This is a genomic window from Streptomyces sp. NPDC026589, from assembly GCF_040638385.1.
GTDB lineage: Bacteria > Actinomycetota > Actinomycetes > Streptomycetales > Streptomycetaceae > Streptomyces.
In genome coordinates, this window is sequence record NZ_JBEZYG010000049.1 from 1 (window position 1) to 21,490 (window position 21,490).

General features: G+C 69.4%; 13 protein-coding genes and 2 pseudogenes. 6 read left to right on the forward strand and 9 right to left on the reverse strand.

Annotation, left to right across the window (positions count from 1 at the left end; all coding sequences use genetic code 11):
- Positions 1–964 precede the first annotated feature (964 nt).
- Both AB0F29_RS40535 and AB0F29_RS40540 read right to left on the reverse strand, forming a co-directional pair.
- Entirely contained in the window at positions 965–1,975 is a 1,011-nt protein-coding gene (locus AB0F29_RS40535) for a hypothetical protein (protein ID WP_361883752.1), read from the reverse strand.
- Positions 1,976–3,103: 1,128 nt separating this feature from the next.
- A pseudogene (locus AB0F29_RS40540) lies at positions 3,104–3,952 on the reverse strand (IS5 family transposase); the annotation flags it as partial.
- Positions 3,953–4,548: 596 nt separating this feature from the next.
- Between AB0F29_RS40540 and AB0F29_RS40545 the strand changes: the two are divergent.
- From AB0F29_RS40545 to AB0F29_RS40560, 4 genes are all read left to right on the forward strand, one after another.
- Positions 4,549–5,658: a hypothetical protein gene (locus tag AB0F29_RS40545; RefSeq protein WP_361883755.1), complete on the forward strand. Its 1,110-nt coding sequence runs from the start codon at positions 4,549–4,551 to the stop codon at positions 5,656–5,658.
- 1,547 nt (positions 5,659–7,205) lie between these two features.
- Positions 7,206–7,826, forward strand: a complete 621-nt coding sequence (locus AB0F29_RS40550) for a Mur ligase domain-containing protein (protein ID WP_361883801.1) — start codon at positions 7,206–7,208, stop codon at positions 7,824–7,826.
- 225 nt (positions 7,827–8,051) lie between these two features.
- Positions 8,052–8,351, forward strand: a complete 300-nt coding sequence (locus AB0F29_RS40555) for a DUF6342 family protein (RefSeq protein ID WP_361883758.1) — start codon at positions 8,052–8,054, stop codon at positions 8,349–8,351.
- 257 nt (positions 8,352–8,608) lie between these two features.
- A protein-coding gene (locus tag AB0F29_RS40560) for an IS5 family transposase (protein WP_361883804.1) occupies positions 8,609–9,486 on the forward strand; the annotation gives its coding sequence in 2 pieces (ribosomal slippage) (positions 8,609–9,002 and positions 9,002–9,486; 879 coding nt in all).
- 30 nt (positions 9,487–9,516) lie between these two features.
- On the opposite strand, the gene AB0F29_RS40565 is transcribed toward AB0F29_RS40560, so the two are convergent.
- The 6 genes from AB0F29_RS40565 to AB0F29_RS40590 form a co-directional block, all read right to left on the reverse strand.
- Entirely contained in the window at positions 9,517–9,960 is a 444-nt protein-coding gene (locus AB0F29_RS40565; protein WP_361883761.1) for a nuclear transport factor 2 family protein, read from the reverse strand.
- Positions 9,961–10,465: 505 nt separating this feature from the next.
- Complete coding sequence (locus tag AB0F29_RS40570) at positions 10,466–11,989, reverse strand: aldehyde dehydrogenase family protein (RefSeq protein ID WP_361883764.1); 1,524 nt, start codon at positions 11,987–11,989, stop codon at positions 10,466–10,468.
- A 214-nt stretch (positions 11,990–12,203) separates the two neighbouring features.
- Positions 12,204–13,460, reverse strand: a complete 1,257-nt coding sequence (locus AB0F29_RS40575; RefSeq protein WP_361883767.1) for a GAF domain-containing protein — start codon at positions 13,458–13,460, stop codon at positions 12,204–12,206.
- A 112-nt stretch (positions 13,461–13,572) separates the two neighbouring features.
- Positions 13,573–14,160, reverse strand: coding sequence for an N-acetylmuramoyl-L-alanine amidase (locus tag AB0F29_RS40580; RefSeq protein WP_361883770.1), 588 nt, complete (start codon positions 14,158–14,160; stop codon positions 13,573–13,575).
- A gap of 395 nt (positions 14,161–14,555) precedes the next feature.
- Positions 14,556–15,959, reverse strand: a complete 1,404-nt coding sequence (locus tag AB0F29_RS40585) for an SWF or SNF family helicase (RefSeq protein WP_361883773.1) — start codon at positions 15,957–15,959, stop codon at positions 14,556–14,558.
- The gene (locus tag AB0F29_RS40590; RefSeq protein ID WP_361883776.1) at positions 15,956–19,051 is read right to left on the reverse strand and encodes a DEAD/DEAH box helicase; all 3,096 of its coding nucleotides are present in this window, start codon (positions 19,049–19,051) and stop codon (positions 15,956–15,958) included. Before AB0F29_RS40590 ends, AB0F29_RS40585 begins: the two co-directional genes overlap by 4 nt.
- Positions 19,052–19,308: 257 nt before the next feature.
- On the opposite strand from AB0F29_RS40590, the gene AB0F29_RS40595 reads away from it, so the two are divergent.
- A complete protein-coding gene (locus AB0F29_RS40595; RefSeq protein WP_361883779.1) occupies positions 19,309–20,379 on the forward strand; it encodes an acyl-CoA desaturase in 1,071 nt (356 codons plus the stop codon).
- Positions 20,380–20,459: 80 nt separating this feature from the next.
- The gene (locus tag AB0F29_RS40600; protein WP_026291218.1) at positions 20,460–20,642 is read left to right on the forward strand and encodes a hypothetical protein; all 183 of its coding nucleotides are present in this window, start codon (positions 20,460–20,462) and stop codon (positions 20,640–20,642) included.
- A gap of 32 nt (positions 20,643–20,674) precedes the next feature.
- On the opposite strand, the pseudogene AB0F29_RS40605 reads toward AB0F29_RS40600, so the two are convergent.
- Positions 20,675–21,374: pseudogene (locus AB0F29_RS40605) on the reverse strand (hypothetical protein).
- Between the last annotated feature and the right edge of the window lie 116 nt (positions 21,375–21,490).

A 21,490-nucleotide genomic window follows, 5' to 3' on the forward strand; every position in this document is an offset into this window, starting at 1 on the left:
AAGCCGAGTTGATCACGGACCTCGCCAGATATGCGCATACCACACCAACGAGTTGAACCGTGGGAAGCAACACCTTGATTCTCTGCGAGCCCTTAAGTGGACGCCGCCGCGTGGGGCACGGCGTGGGCGCGGGCGCGAAAGCCCGTCCCGACCCGCACGGAACTTGCCTCCGGCCTGGTTGAGCGGCCCTATGACCTCCGGCACGCCGGGATCTCGTTCGGGTTGTATTCCGGAGTGGACCCGGCCGAATGTGCTCGCCGCGCGGGCCAGAGCATCGGGGTTCTCCTCCACCACTACGCCAAGTTCCTGGATGGTGTCCGTGAACAAGCCAATCGCCTCATGGAGCAGTCGATGAAGGAGTGGGATCGCGTCAGTCAGGCGCGGGGCCTGGGCGGTGAGTCGGGGTTCTGGTCCGCCACTGGTCCGGAACAGCTGGCCACAAGCGGGAGAGAGATGGGAGGAACTGATAGTTACCACGTAAACGGGGCCCTGGCCCGAATGGGTCGAGCGGAAGGCGCCTGACGGGCAGAAGTCCAGCTCAGGCGCCTTCTTGCGTGCTCCTAGAAGAAGCCCAGCCTCTTCGGCGAGTACGGCACCAGAAGGTTCTTCGTCTGCTGGTTGCACAGACGCCACGCTGCGCTGACCAGCAGAAACGTTGTCAGTTCCTGCTAGTTGCCTGTGTCTGGCCCGCGTATGGCCCGGATTTTGATCGCGGTCGTGAACGGCGCGACCTCCAACGTCCTCACCGGCCCCCTTGTGGACCTCTTCGCACCGGCGTTCGTACGGCCGAGGTTGACCGGCGCGGTGTCCAGCAGCCGGTGCGCTGTCACCCCCCATCCGTCCTGCCTTCGCCGGCCCCAGCGACCCGCCCTGATCCGGCCACGCCGCACCTCCCGGTGCGCCACCGCCACTCCGCCGCCCGGTTTCGTGCCGCGAACCAGGCAACGACACGTCGTAAGGAGGACTACGGACTGGGGCAGATGTCGAGCGGCAGCAGCGAGCCGCCCTGCTCCTCGTCATCCGTGCCCACGAGGCCGGTCCCGCTGTTGCTCCGGCAGGCCACCGCCTCGATCTTGCGGTTGTCCACGTCCTTGTCGAAAGTCGCGATCGGCGTGAGCTGCGCCTTTGCCTTCAGATTCACACGGATTGTCCCCCGGGCGCCGACGGTCACCGTCCCCGCGCGGTAGACGGCCGATGCGAACGGTCCGGAGTTGATGTTCGGGTCGGATGCCGCGGTCAGCAGTACGGTCCCGTCGGCGTGCACCTTCATGTCGCTGGCGTGCCGCACTTCCTGTCCGTCCACGGGCAGCGGGTCGGGCACGCTGAAGTCCACTGGGCCGACCGCCGGGCCGAACGCTCCGCTGTTCGGGTCGTACTCGGCGGCCCGCACCTTCGCCGGCCGGCCCTCGCTCGAACCTCTTGTCGCCCAGACGGCGATGGTCCGGCCCTGCTGACGGGTCAGCGCGAAGCTCTCGTAGTTGTCGCCGGTCGCCCGCCCGGGGACGGTGGAACTGCCCCACACCATCGCCGCGTTCGGGTCGAGGGTGAAGTGGTACGCCGTGCCGTCGCTGGAGAACGCCACGAAGTCACCCGACTGTCCAGGCACCGAATCGACCGCCTCCAAGTCCTTCGGCACCGCCATGCCGCTCCAGGGCAACTCCCGCACAACCGGCCGGCCGGCGGGGTGGTACTGCACGGTGGCTATCCGGTTTTCGCCCGTGTTCTTGTTGTCCCGCACCATCACGAGATCGAACGCAGCCCCGGGGGCAGCACCATTTTCGATCACGGCCAGACCGCTGACGCCACCGGTCATGCCGGCACCGACGCGCTGCCAGTCAGAGGTGGCGGACGAAGCAGGTGTGGCAGAACCTACGGGGGAGACGGTGGACGGGGTGGTCGCGTGGGTGACAGCCGCGACGGAGCCGACGAAACCTAACAGAGCGACGGGCGCGGCGGCCCACCTTCGAGTGGTCATGTGGGGACGCTAACGCAAGATCCAACTCACTTGAGAGGCGGCCCCCCGACCGGTGAACAGCCTTAGGCCAGGCGCCATTTGGAGTTCGAGTCGGTTGGAGAGGACGGTCCGTGAGCTGATGTCCGTTTCGAGCTGATGAGCCGAAGCGCGTGTTGTCACTCGCGGGCATCTGTCGGCGACTGCGGGGGAATGGGCCGGAGTCCGCCGGCACAGGCCAGCACTTCTGTCGCTGAGCAGTTCAGGAAGAGCGTGAACACGGACGACCTGTCCACGGAGTGGATGAGACCGGTACGCGCAAGCTTTTCTCCGGCCCGCCGGAGGATGTCAACGGAGTCGGCAAGGCCCTCGACTGTGTGGCCACGCCGAGCAGCTGTGCGGATGCGGATCGCGAACACACCCGCGTGCCGACTGGCGGGGACCAGACCGTCCGAGACGTCGAAGGCGCCTCCGGCGACCAGGGCGTCACGGGCAGGTCCGCATGCCGGGGTCTGTTCACGAAGCATGGCGATGAGGTCCTCGCGAGGAATGCTGCGCACCGGTTTCCGTACGACCCAGGCGTCGCCCATGTGTGACAACTGCAGCGCCTCTCTGGTGACAGGCCGACTGCTTCGGCCTGCCTTCTTCGCAGGCTATCTGGTGCCGACGGGGACAACCACTGAACCTCGGCACGGGTGAGCGTGGGGCAGGATCGCTGGTCCCGGGCCTTGGTCGGTTACTGCTTACTGGCGAAGCTGCCGGTGTCGACTTCGGTGATGATATCGAGCTTGACCAGGCGTTTCAGCTCGGCGCGGGTGCCTTCGGTGTTCCTCAGCAGCAGTTCGTGGTCGGGGGCTTCGCATACATCGCGGGCCCGGAGGGGGCCGGTGGCCTCGTTGAAGACACCGGTGATGCGGGGGTAGTCCGGGTGCTCGGGTAGGTCAGGTGAGTCGGCCCTGGGAGGGATCCGGTCGGCGGGGGCGGTGACGGTCTTCCGGGTGATCGCGAGGTGTTCGAGGTAGGTCTCGGCTTCCCGCAGCCAGCCGTGCAGTTCTTCGATCTGGGTGCGGAGGCCGTCGGTCAGGGCCCGGGCGGCGTCCTCTTGGAGGCCGAGCGCGTCGAGGAGGGGCTTGATGTTCGCACTGCCGCCGTCTGCGCATCGCGCCAGGCGGGGGTGTTCGTGCCGGTGAGTCGGCGGGCCATGACGTGGGCCATCGGCCAGTAGACGCGGGAGGCGGAGGAGGAGGGGTGGTGCTCGTACTCGCGGACCAAACGCCGATGCGGTATCAGGATCCCGTAGGTCTGCTCGACCCTCCACCGCTTCGGTTGCGGCACGAACCTCATGATCTACGGGTTGTGCTGGACGATCTCGACGTCGACACCCAGGCCACCACCGTGCCCGACGACCTGGTTCTTGAAGCCCTGGTCGACCAGGGCTTTACGGACGGTTGCGCGTTCGGCGACCTGGTCCAGCAGGACGATACCCGCGGCGTTTGTCGTTTGTATTTGCGGCGAGGACGACGACTGCGATGACCAGGCCGAGGACGTCCACGGCCAGTCCGCGCTTGCGGCCGGGCACCCGCTTGGCCGGATCGTGGCCGCTCGTGGAGGCGGGGACCCCGGCGGCCACGTGGACACTCAGAGTGCCCAGGACCACCAGGGGCGGGTCCTCTACGCCAGGGTCGGGTCCTCTCATCGTCGGGCACGTTCGCGGACCTGGCAGCGCGGGAGTTCATGAATGACCTGGTCGGTCCCGTCGTCCCGCCAGGCGGCGAAGTAGTAGTAGGTCGCGCTCTTGTGTGGCAGGTCGTGAGGGGCACAGGCCCACTGGCAGCCGGTCCGCCCCTGGTAGAGGATCGCGTACACGATCTCCCGCATGTCGTAGGTGTCCTGGTGGCCGCTGACCGAGCGGTGCCGGTCCTTCCATGCGGTGATCACCGGTTCGATCAACGACCACTGCGCGTCCGATAAGTCACGCGTGTACGGCTTGCGTTCACTCAGCCGGCCACATCACCGGATCACCAACCGCTAACCGGCGGGCTCCGCCCCGCCGGCACACCATCAGGCGACAGCAAATCCATCCAAAGAATAACGAACCGCCCACTAAGGGGCCGCCCTCCTCCCGGTGTCAACTTGGGCTGCTCGGAGCTGTTGCCAGTGGTGGGGTCCTGTGGAGCGCCGGACTTCTCCTGCGGAGAGAACTGGCATCTTTCAGCCAGGCTCGGTGGTGGTGCGCAGCGACGGAGAAGGGATGAAAGGGTCAGGGTGACATGACCGGTGGCAGGGAAGCGGCCGAAGCGGCTGATCCACACAGCGTGCCTGGGGAACCGGCGGGCCTGCGGTGTCATTGGGGCAGGTGCGGCGAGCACCGGAACGGCTGGCCGAAAGCTCTGCGTGGCACCGTACTTCTGCAACAGTGAGCATCGGAATTCGAGCCACCCCGGGACGCAGTCGGAGAGCTTGCTCTGCTTGTCCTCTCAGAGCCGCGGGAGGGCTGGCTCTCGGGCGCGCTTCGCACCACGACGCACGCCGGACGTTCGGACCACAGCACCGGATCGCGCAGGCAGTACCCCCCTTATCGCACAGGAGGCACGCCCATGCACGTCCGCACCTCAGCCATGTCGAGGAGACCCGACCAAGCCGTTCTGCTCGTCCTCGGTATGCTGGCCGCGCTTCTGGCCGCAGCCGTTCCCGCGGCCGGTCCCGCCCACGCTGCCGTACCGGACCGCTGGGGCTTCGCGTACCTGGACAACGCAACTCCACCCCCCAGCTACGTCCCCGACCCATCACGGCAGTCAGGCAGTTGGTCCTCTCCGTCCACCAACCCCGTCAAGGTCGACCAGATCGGCCTCGGTTCCTACGTCGTGCACTTCCCCCTCATCGGCGGGCCGGGTGGCATAGCCCACGCCACCGCGGTGAGCAGCGCTGCCCGCTGGTGCCAGATCGCCGACTGGAAAACCGTGGGCCCTGGCCAGGACGTCTACGTCCACTGCTACCTCCCCAGCGGTGCGCCGGCAAACTCCACCTTCACGGTCCTTTACACCAGCAGCAGCGGTCTCCCGGCCACGCCCACCGGCTCCTACGGCTACGTGAACTCGGACAGCAGCGGCACGGTCCTCACGCAGTACAACTCGGTGGGTGCCGTCAATTCGGTGAGCAAAGGCTCGACCGGTCTCTGGAAGGCGTGGCTCCCTGGTCTCGGCCAGGCCGGCCACGCCGGCAATCTCCAGGCCACGGCAGTGGACGCGAAACAGGGAGCGCGGTGCAAGGTGGCTGACTGGGCACCGGGCACGACGGGGCAGACCATTGTGGTCGCGTGCTACAACGCATCCAACGTTCCGTACGACACCGAGTGGACCCTGAGCTATTCCTACCTGCGAGCGGTGCATGGACCGGCCTTTCCGCCGAGGTCCTTCGGATACCTCTGGTACAACGGATCGCTGCCTGCCCTGACCAGCTACAACTCCAGCGGAGCCACCAACACCCTCGGCGGCTCGGGAGCACCTTTCATCGTCACCCTGCCATCGGTGGCCGTTCCGTCGGATACTGCTCAGGTCACCGCCTACGGGAAAAGCCCCGAGTACTGCGGTCTGCACGCGCCGTGGGACCGGACCAGCGGTACGGTCCGGCTCTACGTAGCCTGCTTCAGTCCCGGCGGAGCCCCGGTGAAGACCCCGTTCTTCGCCGCGTACACCTCAGCGCGCTGATCTGAGGCGCACCGCGCCTCTTCGAGGATCCAGACAGGAACAAGGTCCAGGATGTGATGTGACGCGTGCGCGGGGCCCCTGGGCGTCCACCCCGGCAGGGCCCCGCTCACCCCCGCAACAGCTCGGCAGAGCGGCCTCGTCGGCAATGCGCGACGCCACTGATCTGGTCGCCGCCCACCCGCCCGCTGCCCTGCTGCCCATACATGCGTGCGACTCGTACTCCAGTCAGGCCTTGCGATCTGGTTCGATGCCCCTTCGGGCTACTGGCCTCAGTCGCATCGTGGAGGTTGGCGGATGGACGAGCGCACGGTCATGTTGAACGAGCTGGCGCAGGGTCTGCGATGAAGTACCGCCCGAAGGGGCGGCTCACCTCTGCTCGCGCGGAGGTGAGCCGCCCCTTCCCGTGCTCCCGAAATGGGTCCGGGAGTGCGCGACCCAGAAGGCTCGACGCGAAACTCTGACCAGGCGGGAATCTCAGGAAGTCTCCGTAATCCATACCGTTTCCGCCGCCCTGGCCGCCGTCTGCGCCGGTCTGGTCGTCACAAGAACGACATGGCGCTGATTTGTCTGGACCGCCCAGTGCAGCAGAAGCCCATCAAGATCGCCGCCACAGCCGGAAAGCCGAGGCACACCGACCCGGCTGCTCGGCTTCGGCACCACCGTCGACTGCGAGTTCAAGGTCCGGACCGGCGTGAGGGGGTTGTCAGAGGGGCCGTCTGCTGTCGGTGGGATCCGGACTGCCGGGAAGTCATGGGGCTTCGGGAGTACGTCAGCCCCTGGCCTGGGCATGGCGCATGTCAAGGAGTAACGGAGTCCTCCGAATACGTCATGCGCGAAAGGTGTCACGCAGGACCCCTGCGAGCCAATACCTATCAATACAAGTAGAACCGATGTTCACTTTGCCCCGCCCCGAGGTGTGCGGGGAAGCCCCTCCGCGTTCTCTGCCGCAGGTGCCGACTGCGGTCTCGCATGAGGCTGTGCGTTGATTGAGCGATCACCTGACGGGGCCCGGGTGCTGGCAGCTCGTGCTGCCGCTCGGAATGTGCCTCTCCTCCAAGTTCCGTAGGTCGGTGTGCCTACTTCTGCGGGGAAGTCGGCTATCGGAGCAGGTGGGGGGGCGATGGCCCGTTTGAGCAGCTTGCCGTTTGGCCGTTTGGGAAGGGTCTCGACGAACCTGACGAGGCGGGGGGTCTTGTAGGCCGACATCCGCTCACGTGCCCACGGACATCCACTTCGCCTCTGCGCGGCCCATTCAAATTTGTCGCCCTGCAGGACCTCTTGTGGACCGCGGGAGACAACGGCGATCCGGCCGGGCTGGAGAGACTGTACTGGCATCAGGTGGTGTTCCTGCTCGTGGTGTTCTGGCCGGGTTTCAAAGGCGCCGGCCCGTCAACGCGCCGCGGTCGGAAAGCCGAACCGGTGGGCTGCTGGCAGCGCTTGGCAAGCCCTTCCGATGCGGAGTTCGTTTCGTGATCCCCCTCTCTCTCGAAGCCGTCGCGTCCGTTGTCGGCGGCCGTCTGTGCGCCGTCCGGGGGCCCGCCGCGCTGATGACCGCACCGGCGGTAGTCGACTCGCGCGAGACCAACCCCGGCGGCCTGTTCGCCGCCTTTCCCGGTGAGTACACCGACGGGTATGCCTTCGCAGCGAACGCGGTGACGGCCGGTGCGAAGGCCGTCCTGGCCGCCCGCCCGTCGGTGTCCCGGCTGTCGTCGTCGATGACGCGCTCGACGCACTCGCCGCCCTGGCCCGCACGGTGCTGGCTGCCGTGCCGGAAGCTATGGCGATCGGGCTCACCGGCTCGGCGGCGGCCTGCTCCCCGGGGTCACCCTCTGGCACCTGCAACGCGCCATGGACCAGGAACACACCGCCCAACAGCAGTAGTAGCTACCGTATGCTCCGAACCTGCCGGGAGCCCGGGCCCTTCGGCAGCACCGGAAGGCACCGGCCTCGCGGACCGTAGTGGTGCCGCGCTTCTCCCACCGCCCGGGCAGGGACGAGGTACCACCGCGGCGGCTCCGGTGACGCCTTCCAGTCATTCTCGATCGGAGTGCTCCGTGTTTCGCCGGGTGGAGCGGACGATCGGGCCGCGGTATCGCCTGGCTCATCTGCTTCTTGGTGTGACTGGGACCCATGTGTTTCCCGGAAGGGGAACATGTGGGCAGGTGTAATCCAGCCGCGCCAGGAGTACACCTCGACCTGCTAGTGACATATTCTCTGCGGCTGGCATAAGTTGCCTGTCGAGCCCGGCCACGTCGATTTTGTTTCCTAGGCCGCGTAGGCCGGGCTATTCCGAATAATGGGGGCGGAGAACACGGTTCTGTGATCGTTGCGCGATTGCGCTATCGAACTATGGGCCGCGCGAAGCTGCCTACCTCCAAGAAAGAGGGGGCTTTATGCCTGATGTAGATCTCGGTGTGGCATCGGACTGGAACGAGGGGGACACGCACGGCCGGATCGCTCTGCGCCCGAGTCCGAGGTTCTCGGACCCCGGCAAGCAGGACGTGGTCATAAGCTCGCCGCTCGGTATCGAGCTGTCGGTGAACACGAACCACTCCACCAACCAGGAAGGGGACAGGGTCGTCATCAGTACCTTCCATGGCAAGGAGAAGAAGATCCTCGCGATCCTCGACTCCGCCGGTGACCTGTACATCTCGGGCCGAGTGATCCAGGAGCAGGGCGACCTTTCCTACTGATCCCTCAGTGACAATGGGCCCGTCGGCCGGCCCGCCCGCAGGATAAGGCGGCAAGAGAGACGGGGTGCCTGACGGGTGGTTCGGTGCGGGTGGACGTCTCGCCCGGGGGCGAGCTGCTGCTCACCGGGCCGACGCTTCGGGACCAGGGCTTGATGGTGACCGGCCTTCTGGAGGCGGGGTGGCCGGTGCCGGTGCTTTTCGACAGTAACGCGCAGGACACTAGGGCGCGTTTCAGAAGTGGATCTTGATATGTCAAGATCCACTTCAGGGAGAGGCGTGATCTGACGAATGCGCAGTGGGCGAAGCTGGAGCCGCTGCTCCCGGTCGGAAGTAAGCCTGGACGACCGCCGGTGCACACCAAGCGACAGTTGATGAACGGCATACGCTGGCGCACTCGCGCTGGTGCTCCCTGGCGGGACGTGCCTGAGCGGTATGGCCCGTGGGAGACGGTGTACGGACTGTTCCGGCCTAAGCAGCGGGACGGAACCTGGCACCGCATCTTCGAGCAACTGCAGGCTCGGGCCGATGCCGAGGGGCTGATCACCTGGGACGTCTCAGTGGACTCGACCATCGTCCGTGCTCATCAGCATGCGGCGGGTGCCCGCAAAAAGGCGATCTGCAGGTCGAGCCGCCGGGGGGCACCGAGCCCGACGACCGTGGGCTCGGACGCTCCCGGGGCGGGCTGACGACCAAGCTCCACCTGGCGGTCGAGCAGGCCCAGAAGCCGATGTCACTGGTGATCACGGCCGGGCAGCGCGGGGACTCCCCGCAGTTCCAGGTGGTCCTGGACCGTATCCGAGTGCCCCGGCTCAGGCCGGGCCGGCCTCGCACCCGGCCGGACAGAGTTCGCGCCGACAAGGCGTACGGCTCCCGCGCGAACCGCGCCTACCTGCGCAAGCGCGGTACCCGCTGCACGATCCCGAAGAAGCGCGACCAGATCGCCAACCGCAAGAAACGCGGTTCCCGCGGTGGCCGACCGCCCAAGTTCGACGCGGCCGACTACAAGGAGCGCCACGCGGTGGAGTCCGGAATCATTCGCCTGAAGCGCCACCGTGCGGTCGCCACGAGATACGACAAGCTGGCCGTCCGCTACGAGGCGACCGCGCTGGTCGCAGCCATCAACGAGTGGCTGTGACCAGCGTCCTCATGCTCGGCCTGGCGGCTTTCACTGGTCTCCGGTGTCGAATGCCTGGGCCACGGCGAGGCTGTCCTCGTAGATATGGTGCCGGGTGACCAAGCCGTCTTCGAAGGTGAGGTGCATAGCGAACCGTGCGCGATACGCACGTCCGGTGGATCGAGCGGTCTGGCGAATCTCGCCGATCACGACCGCGTCGTTTCCGTCGATGAGGATGCGCTCAATCTCAGTCGCCACCTGCTCCGGCACGTGGTGCTCGGCAAGTTCGCGATAGTGGGCGGCCGCGTCGGCCCGGGTGGACCGATGACGGATCCAGGGCGTGGCAGTACGACCGTGCTCGGACTCCGGCCAGTTCAGCTTCCAATCGCCCCGCTCGGCGTACAGCTCGGCGATGTTCTCGGGGTCGCCCTCACCGATCCTGCGCAGCAACTCCTCAACCACGGTCCGTGTGTTCGTAGATGCGGCTATGGGCATGATGGGCCTTCCGTATGGTCCGCGTCCTGCTCACGCGGCGAGATCACCAACCTAGCCCGCACAGTCCGGCCGAGACGATTACCTCCTGAGTAAGGCAGCGCATCATCAAGATCCACTTTTGAAACGCACCCTAGAAGGCTGCGGTCAACGAGGTGTTCGGTACTGCGGTGGAACGCGGGTACTTCAAGCCGAACGCAGGCACCGGACTTCGGTGGTCTGCTCCGACGGTCGCCGACGAGGTCGATCCGGATTGCGTGCCCAACGCGGCCCAGGTGGCTCGCCTGCTGATGGAGGGAGTCGGGTGCGGCGGTGGGACGAGTCGGAGAGCCGTGTGTAGGGCGCGAGTCGGACCTTGGCCCGGAAAATGCCCCGGAACAGCTGGCCAGAGGGGGGACAGCGGTGGGAGGTATCGGGAGTAGCCTCGTCATTCGACCCACGGCTTCAATGTGCGCAACGAAGGATGCCTGCCAGGGAAATCCGCTGGTCAGGCGCCCCTTTGCTGTGCCTAGAAGAAGCCCAGCTTCTTCGGCGAGTACGACACCAGGAGGTTCTTCGTCTGCTGGTAGTGCTCCAGCATCATCTTGTGGTTCTCCCTGCCGATCCCCGACTGCTTGTATCCTCCGAACGCCGCGTGGGCCGGGTAGGTGTGGTAGCAGTTCGTCCAGACCCTGCCCGCCTTGATCCCGCGCCCCGCCCGGTAGGCCGTGTTGACGTCGCGGGTCCAGACTCCGGCCCCCAGCCCGTACAGGGTGTCGTTCGCCGTGCTGATGGCGTCGTCGAAGTCCGTGAAGGACGTCACGGCCACGACCGGGCCGAAGATCTCCTCCTGGAAGACCCGCATCCGGTTGTCGCCCTCAAGGACCGTCGGCTGGACGTAGTAGCCGCCGGCCAGCTCACCGTCGTGCTCGATGCGCCGGCCACCCGTCAGGATCTTCGCTCCCTCCTGCCGGCCGATGTCCAGGTACGAAAGAATCTTCTGCAGCTGGTCGTTGGAGGCCTGGGCACCGATCATCGTGTCGGTGTCCAGCGGGTGGCCCGGCACGATCTGTTCCGTGCGGGCGATGCCGGCCTCCAGGAACGCGCCGTAGTGGCCGCGCTGAATGAGAGCACGCGACGGGCACGTGCACACCTCGCCCTGGTTGAGGGCGAACATGGTGAAGCCTTCGAGCGCTTTGTCGAGGAAGTCGTCGTCGGCGCGTGAGACGTCGTCGAAGAAGATGTTCGGCGACTTGCCGCCCAGCTCCAGCGTCACCGGCTTGATGTTCTCGGAGGCGTACTGCATGATCAGCCGCCCCGTCGTGGTCTCACCGGTGAAGGCGATCTTCGCGACGCGCGGGCTCGAGGCGAGCGGCTTCCCGGCTTCCACTCCGAAGCCGTTGACGATGTTCACGACGCCCGGCGGAAGGAGATCCGCCACCAGGCTCAGCCAGTAGTGGATCGAGGCGGGCGTCTGCTCGGCCGGCTTGAGGACCACGGCGTTGCCCGCGGCGAGCGCCGGGGCGAGCTTCCAGGTAGCCATCAGGATGGGGAAGTTCCACGGGATGATCTGGCCGACCACACCCAGCGGTTCGTGGAAGTGGTACGCGACGGTGTCGTCGTCGATCTCGCTGAGCGAACCCTCCTGGGCGCGCAGAGCCCCCGCGAAATAGCGGAAGTGGTCGATGGCCAGCGGAATGTCGGCCGCCAGCGTCTCCCGTACGGGCTTGCCGTTCTCCCAGCTCTCGGCGACCGCCAGCTCCTCCAGGTGAGCCTCCATCCGGTCGGCGATCCTGTTCAGCACCGAGGCCCGGTCCCCCGCGGATGCGGCTCCCCAGCCCGGAGCCGCCGCATGGGCGGCGTCCAGGGCCAGTTCGATGTCCTCCGACGTGCCGCGCGCGATCTCGGTGAACGGGCGGCCGTTGACGGGGCTCGGGTTCTCGAAGTACTGGCCCCGGGCCGGCGGGACGTACGCGCCGCCGATCCAGTGATCGTAGCGGGACGCGTAGGTGACGATCGCGCCCTCGGCGCCCGGCGCTGCGTAACGGGTCATCTCAGTGGCCTCCCGGATCCGGCGCCGCCCGTCGTCGGACGGCCCTCGCCGCGAGGCTAGGGGCGGGGACGTTGCAAGGGCGTTGCAACGGCGTCGCCGGGCGCCCTCCACGGTCTGTCGTCACCGTCCTGTCGGCCGGTTCGTCGACAGGACAACGCCGCAGATGTTGTGCGTGCCGGGGCCCGCGAGCCCGGGCTGATCCAGACGAAGGAACCTAACCGCGCTGCTCGGCGTCCAGCCCCCGTACCCGGGCCAGCAACGCAGCCCGCTGGTCCACCGGAACCGCCCCGGCCAGCGCGCGCCACACCGGCAGGTCCTCCTCGCCCCACGGGCTGTAGGCCCAGTCAGCCAGCAGCCCCGGATCAGCCCGGGCGATCAGCGCGGCCCGCAGCTGCTCCGAGATCCGCCGCCGCAGTCGTACGACCGCAGGGGCCCGGGAACCCGGCAACAGCGGGCCCGCGTACGCGCCAAGCGCCGCCGCCACCGCGCCCGAACCCAGTCGGCGCGTCACCGTGTCGAAATCGGCGTCCACCGGGACGGCCAGCCGGTACGGGCGCGAGTCCAGCAGATCGGGCCCCAACAGGCGCCGGAGCCGCGAAAGTTCGGCCCGTAAGGTCACCGGGGTCACCGACTCGTCCTCGTACAGCTCCACCAGCAGCTCGTCCCCGCTCAGGCCCTCCGGCCGACGGGCCAGGGCGACCAGGATCTCGCTGTGCCGCCGGCTGAGCCGCAGCCGGCGCCCGCGCGCCACCAGCAACGCCTCGTCCCTGCCCAGCGCGGTCAGCCGCACCGACTCGACATCCGACTCGGGCGGCGTCAGCAGCGCGAGCTGCGACTCGGCGGCCCGGGCCACCGCCTGGACGAACGCCAGACTGTGCGGATGGGCGAGCCGGTCGCCGCCCGTGATGTCGACGGCTCCCAGCATCCGGCCCGTCCGGGGATCGTGCAACGGCGCCGCCGCGCAAGTCCACTGCTGTACCGGTCGCAGGAAGTGCTCGGCGGCGAAGACCTGGACCGGACGGTCCACCGCGATGGCCGTTCCCGGCGCGTTCGTCCCCGCCACGGACTCGGCCCAGCGGGCGCCCTCCACGAAGTTCATCAGGCCGGCCCGCCGCCGCGCCGCCGTATGCCCCTCGACCCACAGGAGCCGTCCGTGGGCGTCGCAGACGGCCAGCAGGTGTTCCCCGTCCGTCGCGTACGCACCCATCAGCTCGCGGATCACGGGCATGGCACGGGCCAGGGGATGCGCCGCCCGGTAGGGGCCCAGCTCGTCCGGGGCGAGCTCCACCGCGGGGGCGTCGTCCGGGCTGACCCGGGCCCGTGCCGAGCGTCGCCAGGACGCGCCGACCACGGCGCGGACCGGCCGCTCCAGGTGTCCCGCCGAGGTGAACACGTCATGGGCACGGCGCAGTGCGCCGCGCCGTTCGCCGGGGTCGGTGCCCGCCGCCAGGGCCACCCAGGGATCCGTCAACTCACCCTCCCGACCGCGGGCCTTCGTGCCCTCCCCTCCCATCGTCGTCGCCGTCGGCCTCCGCGACAAGCTCGGTGCGGAGAGTCATCACCACGGGGCCGGGGGAGGTCGCTCAGGCGGCGTCGACGACGAGCCGGAGATAGCGTTCCCAGTCCCAGTGGACGCCCGGGTCGGTGTGGTCGCTGCCCGGCACCTCGTGATGGCCGACGATGTGCTCCCGGTTCTTGGGGATGCCGTGGCGGTCGCAGATGTCCGCGGTGAGTCCGGCGGACCGCAGATACATGACGTCCGTGAAGAACTCCGGGCGGTCCACCCACCCTTCGTGCTCGATGCCGATACTCCGGGTGTTCCAGCTCCAGTTGCCCGCGTGCCAGGCGATGTCCTTCTCGCGTACGCACTGGGCGACATGGCCGTCGCCGGAGCGCACCACGTAATGGGCCGACACTTGCTTGGAGGGGTTGCGGAATATGCCCGCGGTCGGCGTGAACAGCTGTTGGGCGACATGGATGACGACCCGGTCGATCCGGCGCTGCGAAGGGCGGGAGGGGACGGTGTAGTTGGCGGCGGCGGCCGGAGCCCAGATTGCCGTCGCGTAGTCGGTGGGCCCCTTCGGCGCCGCCGCCACGGTCCTTGCGGAGGCGGGCAGGACGGCCGCCGCCATCGTCGCGGCGGCGCACTGAACAATCCTTCTGCGGTGCAACGGCACTCCTGAGGCCGGGGCGGACGGAACAGGGCGGGACGGGACAGGGCAAGGGCAGACGGGCGGACGGCAAGAACGGGTGGGTACGGGACCGAGCCGGGGCGACCTCCCGGCTCGTGAATCACCCCGCCGATGCACATGACGAACGCGCCGGACATCCGGTTCCCCGCTGCCGCTGCCGCTGCCGCTGCCGCTGCCGCTGTCCGGGCACGCCACGACTTGCGCGCCTGCGCCTCTACGCGTGCGGCTCCCGCGCCAGTGGCTCCCGCGCGGGAGCCACCGTTTCCCGCGGGCGACGGATGAGCCCGGCGCCGCCGGCTCCCGCGTCCGACCCGATGCTCACCGGCCCGCCCCAACTCCACCCTCGCCCCGCCCCCGCCCCCCGGCCGGAAGGTTCAGACAGCCGTGTCCGCCGCCTCGCCGTCGGCCCCCGCCAGCGCGCCCGCCGGGTCGTCGTCCGCCGGTCCGGCAGGCACCCAACGACCGAGCTCCTTGCGGTAGGGCCACCACCGCCCGCTCCGGTCCAACCGGAGCTGAAGGTCGGCGCCCGCCACGGTCCAGCGGGCCCGGCCGTTCGCCCGCAGGGCCGGTCGCTCGCCCGTCTCCCACGCCTCGCCGAGCCGGGCACGGGCCCGCACCAGGTCCTCCGGGGCCGGCGTCCACTCCTCGTCCAGCACGGCGAGTGCCGCGACCCCGCCGTACCGCCAGGCGCGGACCGCCGAGTCCAGGTCCGCGGCCGGGCGGCCGGATCCCGCGGCCAGCCGGGCCCCGATGCGCGGCTCCGGCCGGGTGTCCGCGGCCAGCCGTACCGCGTCCTGCCGCGGAGTCAGCTCGACCGGGAGCGGCTGTCCTTCGTGCCCCGGGGCCAGCGCGTCCAGCAGCATCCGGTGCGCCCGCACCGCGCTGTCGGCCGCCAGCACCTCCAGCGCAGCCGGGTCGACCCCGGGCGCGGGGGCGGTCGCCGTGTCCAGCGCAGGCCCGAGCCCGGGTTCATCGGGGGCCGGTGGGGGAGTGGGGAGCGGCGGCAGGATTCCGGCAGCCGCGAACGCCTCGCCGGCCGGGACTCCGTGCACCTCCCGCTCCGCGTCGTCGGCCGCCTCCCGCGCCCCGTCGCCGTCCGCCCGGACCGCGCGGGCGGCGCTGCGCACCTGGAGTTCGTCCAGCAGCCGCCGCTCCTCGCGTCCCCGCATCAGCAGCAGGACGAACGGGTCCTCGTCCAGCAGGCGCGCCACCTGGTAGCAGAGGGCACCCGAGTGCGGGCAGTGGTCCCAGGTCCCACAGGTGCACTCCGGCTCCAGATCCCCGATGCCGGGCAGCAGCTCGACACCGGCGCCCGCCGCGTCCTCCACCAGATGCGGCGGCATCTCCCGGTCCAGCAGCGCCGCGATGTGCCCGGCCCGGTCCACGGCCATGTCCAGGAACCGGTCCCAGGCGCCCGCGCCGAGCTGCTGGAGCAGGACGTCGCTGCGGTAGGCCGTGCCGTCGCGGTCCCGGACCACCGCTGTGATCCGCCCCGGCCGCACGGAGACCGCCCCGACCCTGCCCTCCCGGGCCAGCCGCCGGCCCTGCTTGAGCTGTTGGCCGTCCAGCGCGGTGTCCTCCAGAGCCTTGAGCCACGCCAGCCCCCACCAGGACGTCGCGAAACCCCGGCCCTGTGCGGGGGGAAACGCCGCGAACACACGCTCCGCCCCGCGCCGGCCGTCCCGCGACGCCCCGTCGCCGCCCCCGTCGGAGGCGTCCGCGTCGCTCGTCCCGTACTCCGCCCCGTACGCGTAGTCGTCCTCGTAGTCATCGCTCATCGTGCGCCCCCTCGCAGCTCGACCAGGTCGGCCAGTTCCGCATCGGTCAGTTCGGTCAGTGCCGCCTCGCCCGAGCCGAGCACCGCGTCCGCGAGTCCCTGCTTGCGGGCGAGCATCTCGGCGATCCGGTCCTCGATCGTTCCCTCGGCGATCAGCCGGTGCACCTGCACCGGCTGCGTCTGCCCGATGCGGTAGGCCCGGTCCGTCGCCTGCGCCTCGACCGCCGGGTTCCACCAGCGGTCGAAGTGCACGACATGACCGGCCCGGGTGAGGTTGAGCCCGGTGCCAGCCGCCTTGAGGGACAGCAGGAACACCGGGGCATCGCCCGCCTGGAAGCGGTTCACCATCTCCTCGCGCCGGGCCACGGGCGTACCGCCGTGCAGGAACTGCGTACTCACCCCGCGCGCGGCCAGGTGTTCCTCCAACAGCCGGGCCATCTGTACGTACTGCGTGAAGACCAGCACCGAACCCTGCTCGGCCAGGATCGTGTCCAGGAGTTCGTCCAGCAGCTCGACCTTCCCCGACCGGTCCGCGATCCGCGGCTGTTCCTCCTTGAGGTACTGCGCCGGGTGGTTGCAGATCTGCTTCAGCGCCGTCAGCAGCTTCATCACGAGACCCCGGCGCTCGAAGCCGTCGGCGGCGGAGATCTCCGCCAGGGTCTCGCGGACCACCGCCTCGTACAGGCCGGTCTGTTCCGGCGTCAGAGACACGGCCCGGTCGGTCTCGGTCTTCGGCGGCAGCTCCGGAGCGATGCCCGGATCGGACTTCCGGCGGCGCAGCAGGAACGGCCGCACCAGCGCCGCGAGCCGCTCGGCCGCGCCCGGGTCGCTGCCGTTCTCGACCGCTGTCGCGTACCGCGTACGGAAGGTGCCGAGCCGGCCGAGCAGACCGGGTGTCGTCCAGTCCAGGATTGCCCACAGCTCGGAGAGGTTGTTCTCGACGGGGGTGCCGGTGAGCGCGACCCGGGCCCGGGCCCCGATGGTCCGCAGCTGTTTGGCCGTCGCGGAGTGCGGGTTCTTGACGTGCTGCGCCTCGTCGATGACGACCATGCCCCAGGACGCGGCGGCGAGTCGGGGCGCGTCGAGGCGCATCGTGCCATACGTCGTCAGGACGAACTCGCCTTCCATCAGGCCTTCCAGGGAACGCGACGCGCCGTGGAAGCGGCGTACGGGGGTGCCCGGCGCGAACCGCTCGATCTCCCGCTGCCAGTTGCCCATCAATGATGTCGGGCACACCACCAGCGTCGGGCCGGCCGCGTCGCGGTCGCTCTGCCGGTGCAGATGCAGGGCGATGAGCGTGATCGTCTTGCCGAGGCCCATGTCGTCGGCGAGGCAGCCGCCGAGGCCGAGCGAGGTCATCGTGTTCAGCCAGTTCAGGCCGCGCAGCTGGTAGTCGCGCAAGGTCGCGGTGAGCGTCTCGGGCTGTCCGATCGACTGCTGGGCGGCGGACTCCGGGTCGGCCAGCCGGTCCCGCAACCGCTGGAGCCAGCCGGTCGCGGCCACCTCGACGCGACGGCCGGCCACTTCCGTCGACCCGGTCAGCACAGCGCCGAGAGCGTCGATCGGGGTGATCTTGCGGTCCTGGGTGTCCCGGGCGCGGCGCGCCTCCTCGGGGTCGACGAGCACCCACTGGTCGCGCAGCCGCACGATGGGTCTGGTGGACTCGGCGAGCCGGTCCAGCTCCTCGCGGGTCAGCTTCTGGTCGCCGAGGGCGAACCGCCAGTCGAACGACAGCAGTGCGTCGGCGGAGAGGAACGAGGGCACGTCCGCGGCGATGCGTCCCCGCGTCCCGGCCTCCTGCCCGACGCCTTCCCCGTCCGTGGAGTCCCGGTCGTCCGGGCCGATCACGGCCCGCGCGGTGAGCTTCCTGGCCAGTTCCTTGGGCCAGTGCACCTGTACTCCGGCGGCGGCCAGGGCACGTGAGGCGGACCCCAGCAGCTCGGCGATCTCCTCGTCGGCCGGTTCCACCGAGTCCGGCACCGCGGCGGAGAGCAACGGCGCCAACGGCGGCCAGGCGCGGGCGGCCCGGCGCAGGGTGAGGAGGGCGTCCATCCGGGCCCGTGGCCCGAACGCGGCTGCGGTCCGCGAGTCGCCCGCCCACACCTCGGCCGCGTCGGCGACCAGGGTGGGATCGCCGACACTGTGGATCTGCAGCACGGCACGGAACGACGGCGTGGCCGACTCCGGACCGGACCCCGGCCCCACCGCTCCCGGACTCGACCCCGGCCCCATCGCTTCCGGGGTGTCCTCGGGGTCCGCCTCCGTGCCGCTCGGCGGAGAGGTCACACCCGCGACCTCGATACGCAACGAGAGCCGCACGCCCGCGTCGTGACCGGCCGCCACATCTGCCGCCCAGGCCCGCCCCTCGGGCAGATGCCGTGGCTGCTGGGAGGTGAACGCGGGTCCTGCGGCGGCGAACGCCGCGGCCGGCGTACGGGGCATCGCGTCGGCCACGGCATCGAGGAAGGCGCGCAGCAGACGCTCCGGTTCGGGCAGCAACGTTTCGCCGGCGGCGCCGCTCGTCGTGTTCCGCGCCGGTTCCCGCTCCCCAGCTCCGCTCGGCCGGCCCGCACCGTCCGTGCTGCGGGGTCCGCCGGACCCGCCGATTCCGTCCGACTGTCCGTCGCCCTCGTCCGGAACGGGGGTCGCGTGGGCGGTCGGCGGCATCGACGCCGCCAGTTCCCGGATCCGTTCGAGGTCGTCGGTGTTCAACGGCCCGATCCGCCAGGCGTCGTGGTCGGTATCGCTCAGCCCGGGCAACAGGAGGCCGCGGGCGACGAACTGGAGAGCGAGAAGCGCGGCGGCACCCCAGAAGGCGGTGGCGGGTGAGGCACTCGTGACGGCACGTGCCCGGGTCAGGACCGGCAGAGCCTCCCGCACGGGTAGGTACCGCGCCGTCACCGTACGGGGTCGCAGGTCGGTTCCGATGACGGTCAGCTCCGACGAAGACCCGGGAGTGATGGAAGGGGTGCTACCGTCCGGATTCCAGAACGCGATCCTGCCGGTACGGGCTGGATCCGCGGGGACGAAGACCGCGGAGCAGCGAGCCAGTTCGGCGATCTCGGAGGGTGTTGCCGCAGGGTGCCTGTGCACAGCGATGTCAGATTCCTCAAATTTGACTAGTGGGCGGAGTCGCCGAGGGTACTCCATTCCGAGGGGCGACAGGCCGTTGGGCTATGTGGTGTGTGTCACCCCTTCTCCCTTCATGGTTCCGATGGTGCAGCCAGCCCCACCATCGGGCACGGGGGTCTGCCCCAGGGGAACCAGGGTGGTGGCGCCATGGCCCGCACCCGCCCCCGGTCCGTACGTTCCATGAGGTCAGCGCATATGTTCCAGAGACCGGAGACGCCATGCCCCAGGCAACAGCCACTGTTGCGGATCCCGCCGACGAAAGCAGCCCGGACCGCCCGGCCGACGTTCGCGGGGCGGCGGCCGGGAGCGACTTCGCACCGCTGCTGCGTGCGGTGCGGGACCAGGGACTGCTGGAGCGCCGCACGGACCGGTATGCGCTCGGCATCGCCACCAATCTGGCGGCCCTGGGCGCGGTGGTCACCGGGTTCGTCCTGCTGGGCGACACCTGGTGGAGCCTGCTCCTCACCCTGCCGCTGGCGGTCTTCTGGACCCGTACGGCTTTCGTCGCTCACGACGCGGGGCACGCCCAGATATCCGGCGACCGCAGGACGAGCAGGCTGATCGGTCTCGTACACGCCAATCTGCTCCTCGGTATGAACGAGGCGTGGTGGAACGACAAGCACGTACGCCACCACGCCAACCCGAACCACATCGACAAGGATCCCGATGTCGGTGTCGGCGCCCTGGTCTGGACCCAGAAACAGGCGGCGCAGCGTGAGGGGTTCGCCCGCTGGCTCACCAGGAACCAGGCCCGGCTGTTCTTCCCGATGCTCCTGCTCGAAGGCATCGCCCTGAAGATCTACGGATTCCAGTTCCTGCGCCGTCAGCCCCTCCGGGAGCGGGCCGTCTCGGGGCTGCTGCTGACCGCGCACTTCGTCCTCTACGCGACGCTGCTGCTCAGTACGCTGTCCCCGGGCAAGGCGATCGTCTTCGCACTGGTACTGCACGCACTGTTCGGCCTCCACCTGGGCATGGCCTTCGCCCCGAACCACAAGGGCATGGAGATGCCCGACCCCGGCGGTGAGCGCTGGGGTCACCTCCAGCGACAGGTCCTGACCTCGCGCAACGTACGCGGCGCCGTCCTGACCGACTGGTTCCTCGGCGGGCTGAACTACCAGATCGAGCACCACCTCTTCCCGAGCATGCCCCGCCCCAACCTGCGCCTCGCCCAGCCCCTGGTCAAGGCACACTGCTCCGGTATCGGCATGCCGTACGCGGAGACCGGCCTGATCGAGTCCTACCGGCAGGCGCTGTCGCACATGCACGAGGTCGGCGAACCGCTGCGATAGCGCGGCCGACGGGGAACGTAAGGGCGCGCGGACGCGTTCACAGAACAGGAGCGGCGCCGGCCGCGAAGGAGGCGTGGACCATGTCGAATGGTGCGAAGGTCGCTATCGGGGGAGTGCTCGCGGCAGCGATCCTGTGGCCCCTGATCGGATTCTGGTGGGCGCTGCTGATCGTGATCGGTGTTCCTGTGGCGGGCTATCTGCTGCTGGACCCGTCCCAGCGGCGCAGGCTCCGCAGGATCAACCGCAAGCAGATCGGCCGCTGAGCCCGGATCGCCCCGGGTGACCGACGACGATGTCACGCGGGGTGGGCGGCCAACCCGGCGAGGGCCGCGAGCGGTCCGGGCAGCGCGGCTCCACGCCTGACAGGAATGACCGTGCCTGGCTCCTCGCCCAACAGGAACAGAGCCATGCCGTCGGTCCGGGCCACCATCGACACCCTCGCCGCCGCTCTCCGGCGCTCCCCCGGTGCCCGGCAGTGAGAGCCCCGCCTCGTCGAGCTGCTCGCGCCATGCCGGCCGCTGCGCGGCGATCTCGTCCGCCCCGAGCCGCCGCTGTGCCGGGCCCCAGGCATCCGTGTCGGGAGGGGGCAGCGGGGCGGGGTCCTCCCCGACCATCTCCGGATCGTGCGGATCCGGCACACCGGGCGCGGAGACGGCCAGGTCCATCGGCCAGCCCGGCAGCGCGCACACCATGGAGCGCTCGTCGGGGGAGAGGTCGTGCTCCATACCGCAGTCCCAGGCGGCGATGGCGACGGCCGCCTGGGAGACGTCCTCGACGACCACGGCCCACCGGGCTCCGTCGCCGTCCTGCACGAGGACGAGCCCGTAGCCCTCCTCGTACGGTTCGAGAGCGAGCGCGCCGCACGCCGCCACGTAGTCGTCCCCCAGCACGCTGGGAAACCGTGCGGGCGTCAGCATCATCGCGGTCAGCACCAGCAGCGCGTGGTCGGCGACCCTATCGTCCGCACCGGCCACGGTGTCCTCCCCATCGCTCATCGCCCGCCTCCTCATCGCTCGGACCGGCGTCCCTTGGTCCGTCGGCGCACCCCGACTACTCGGTAACCCCCTCGTCGACGCCTCGACGAACAGAAGCGAACCGGAGCCACGCCCAC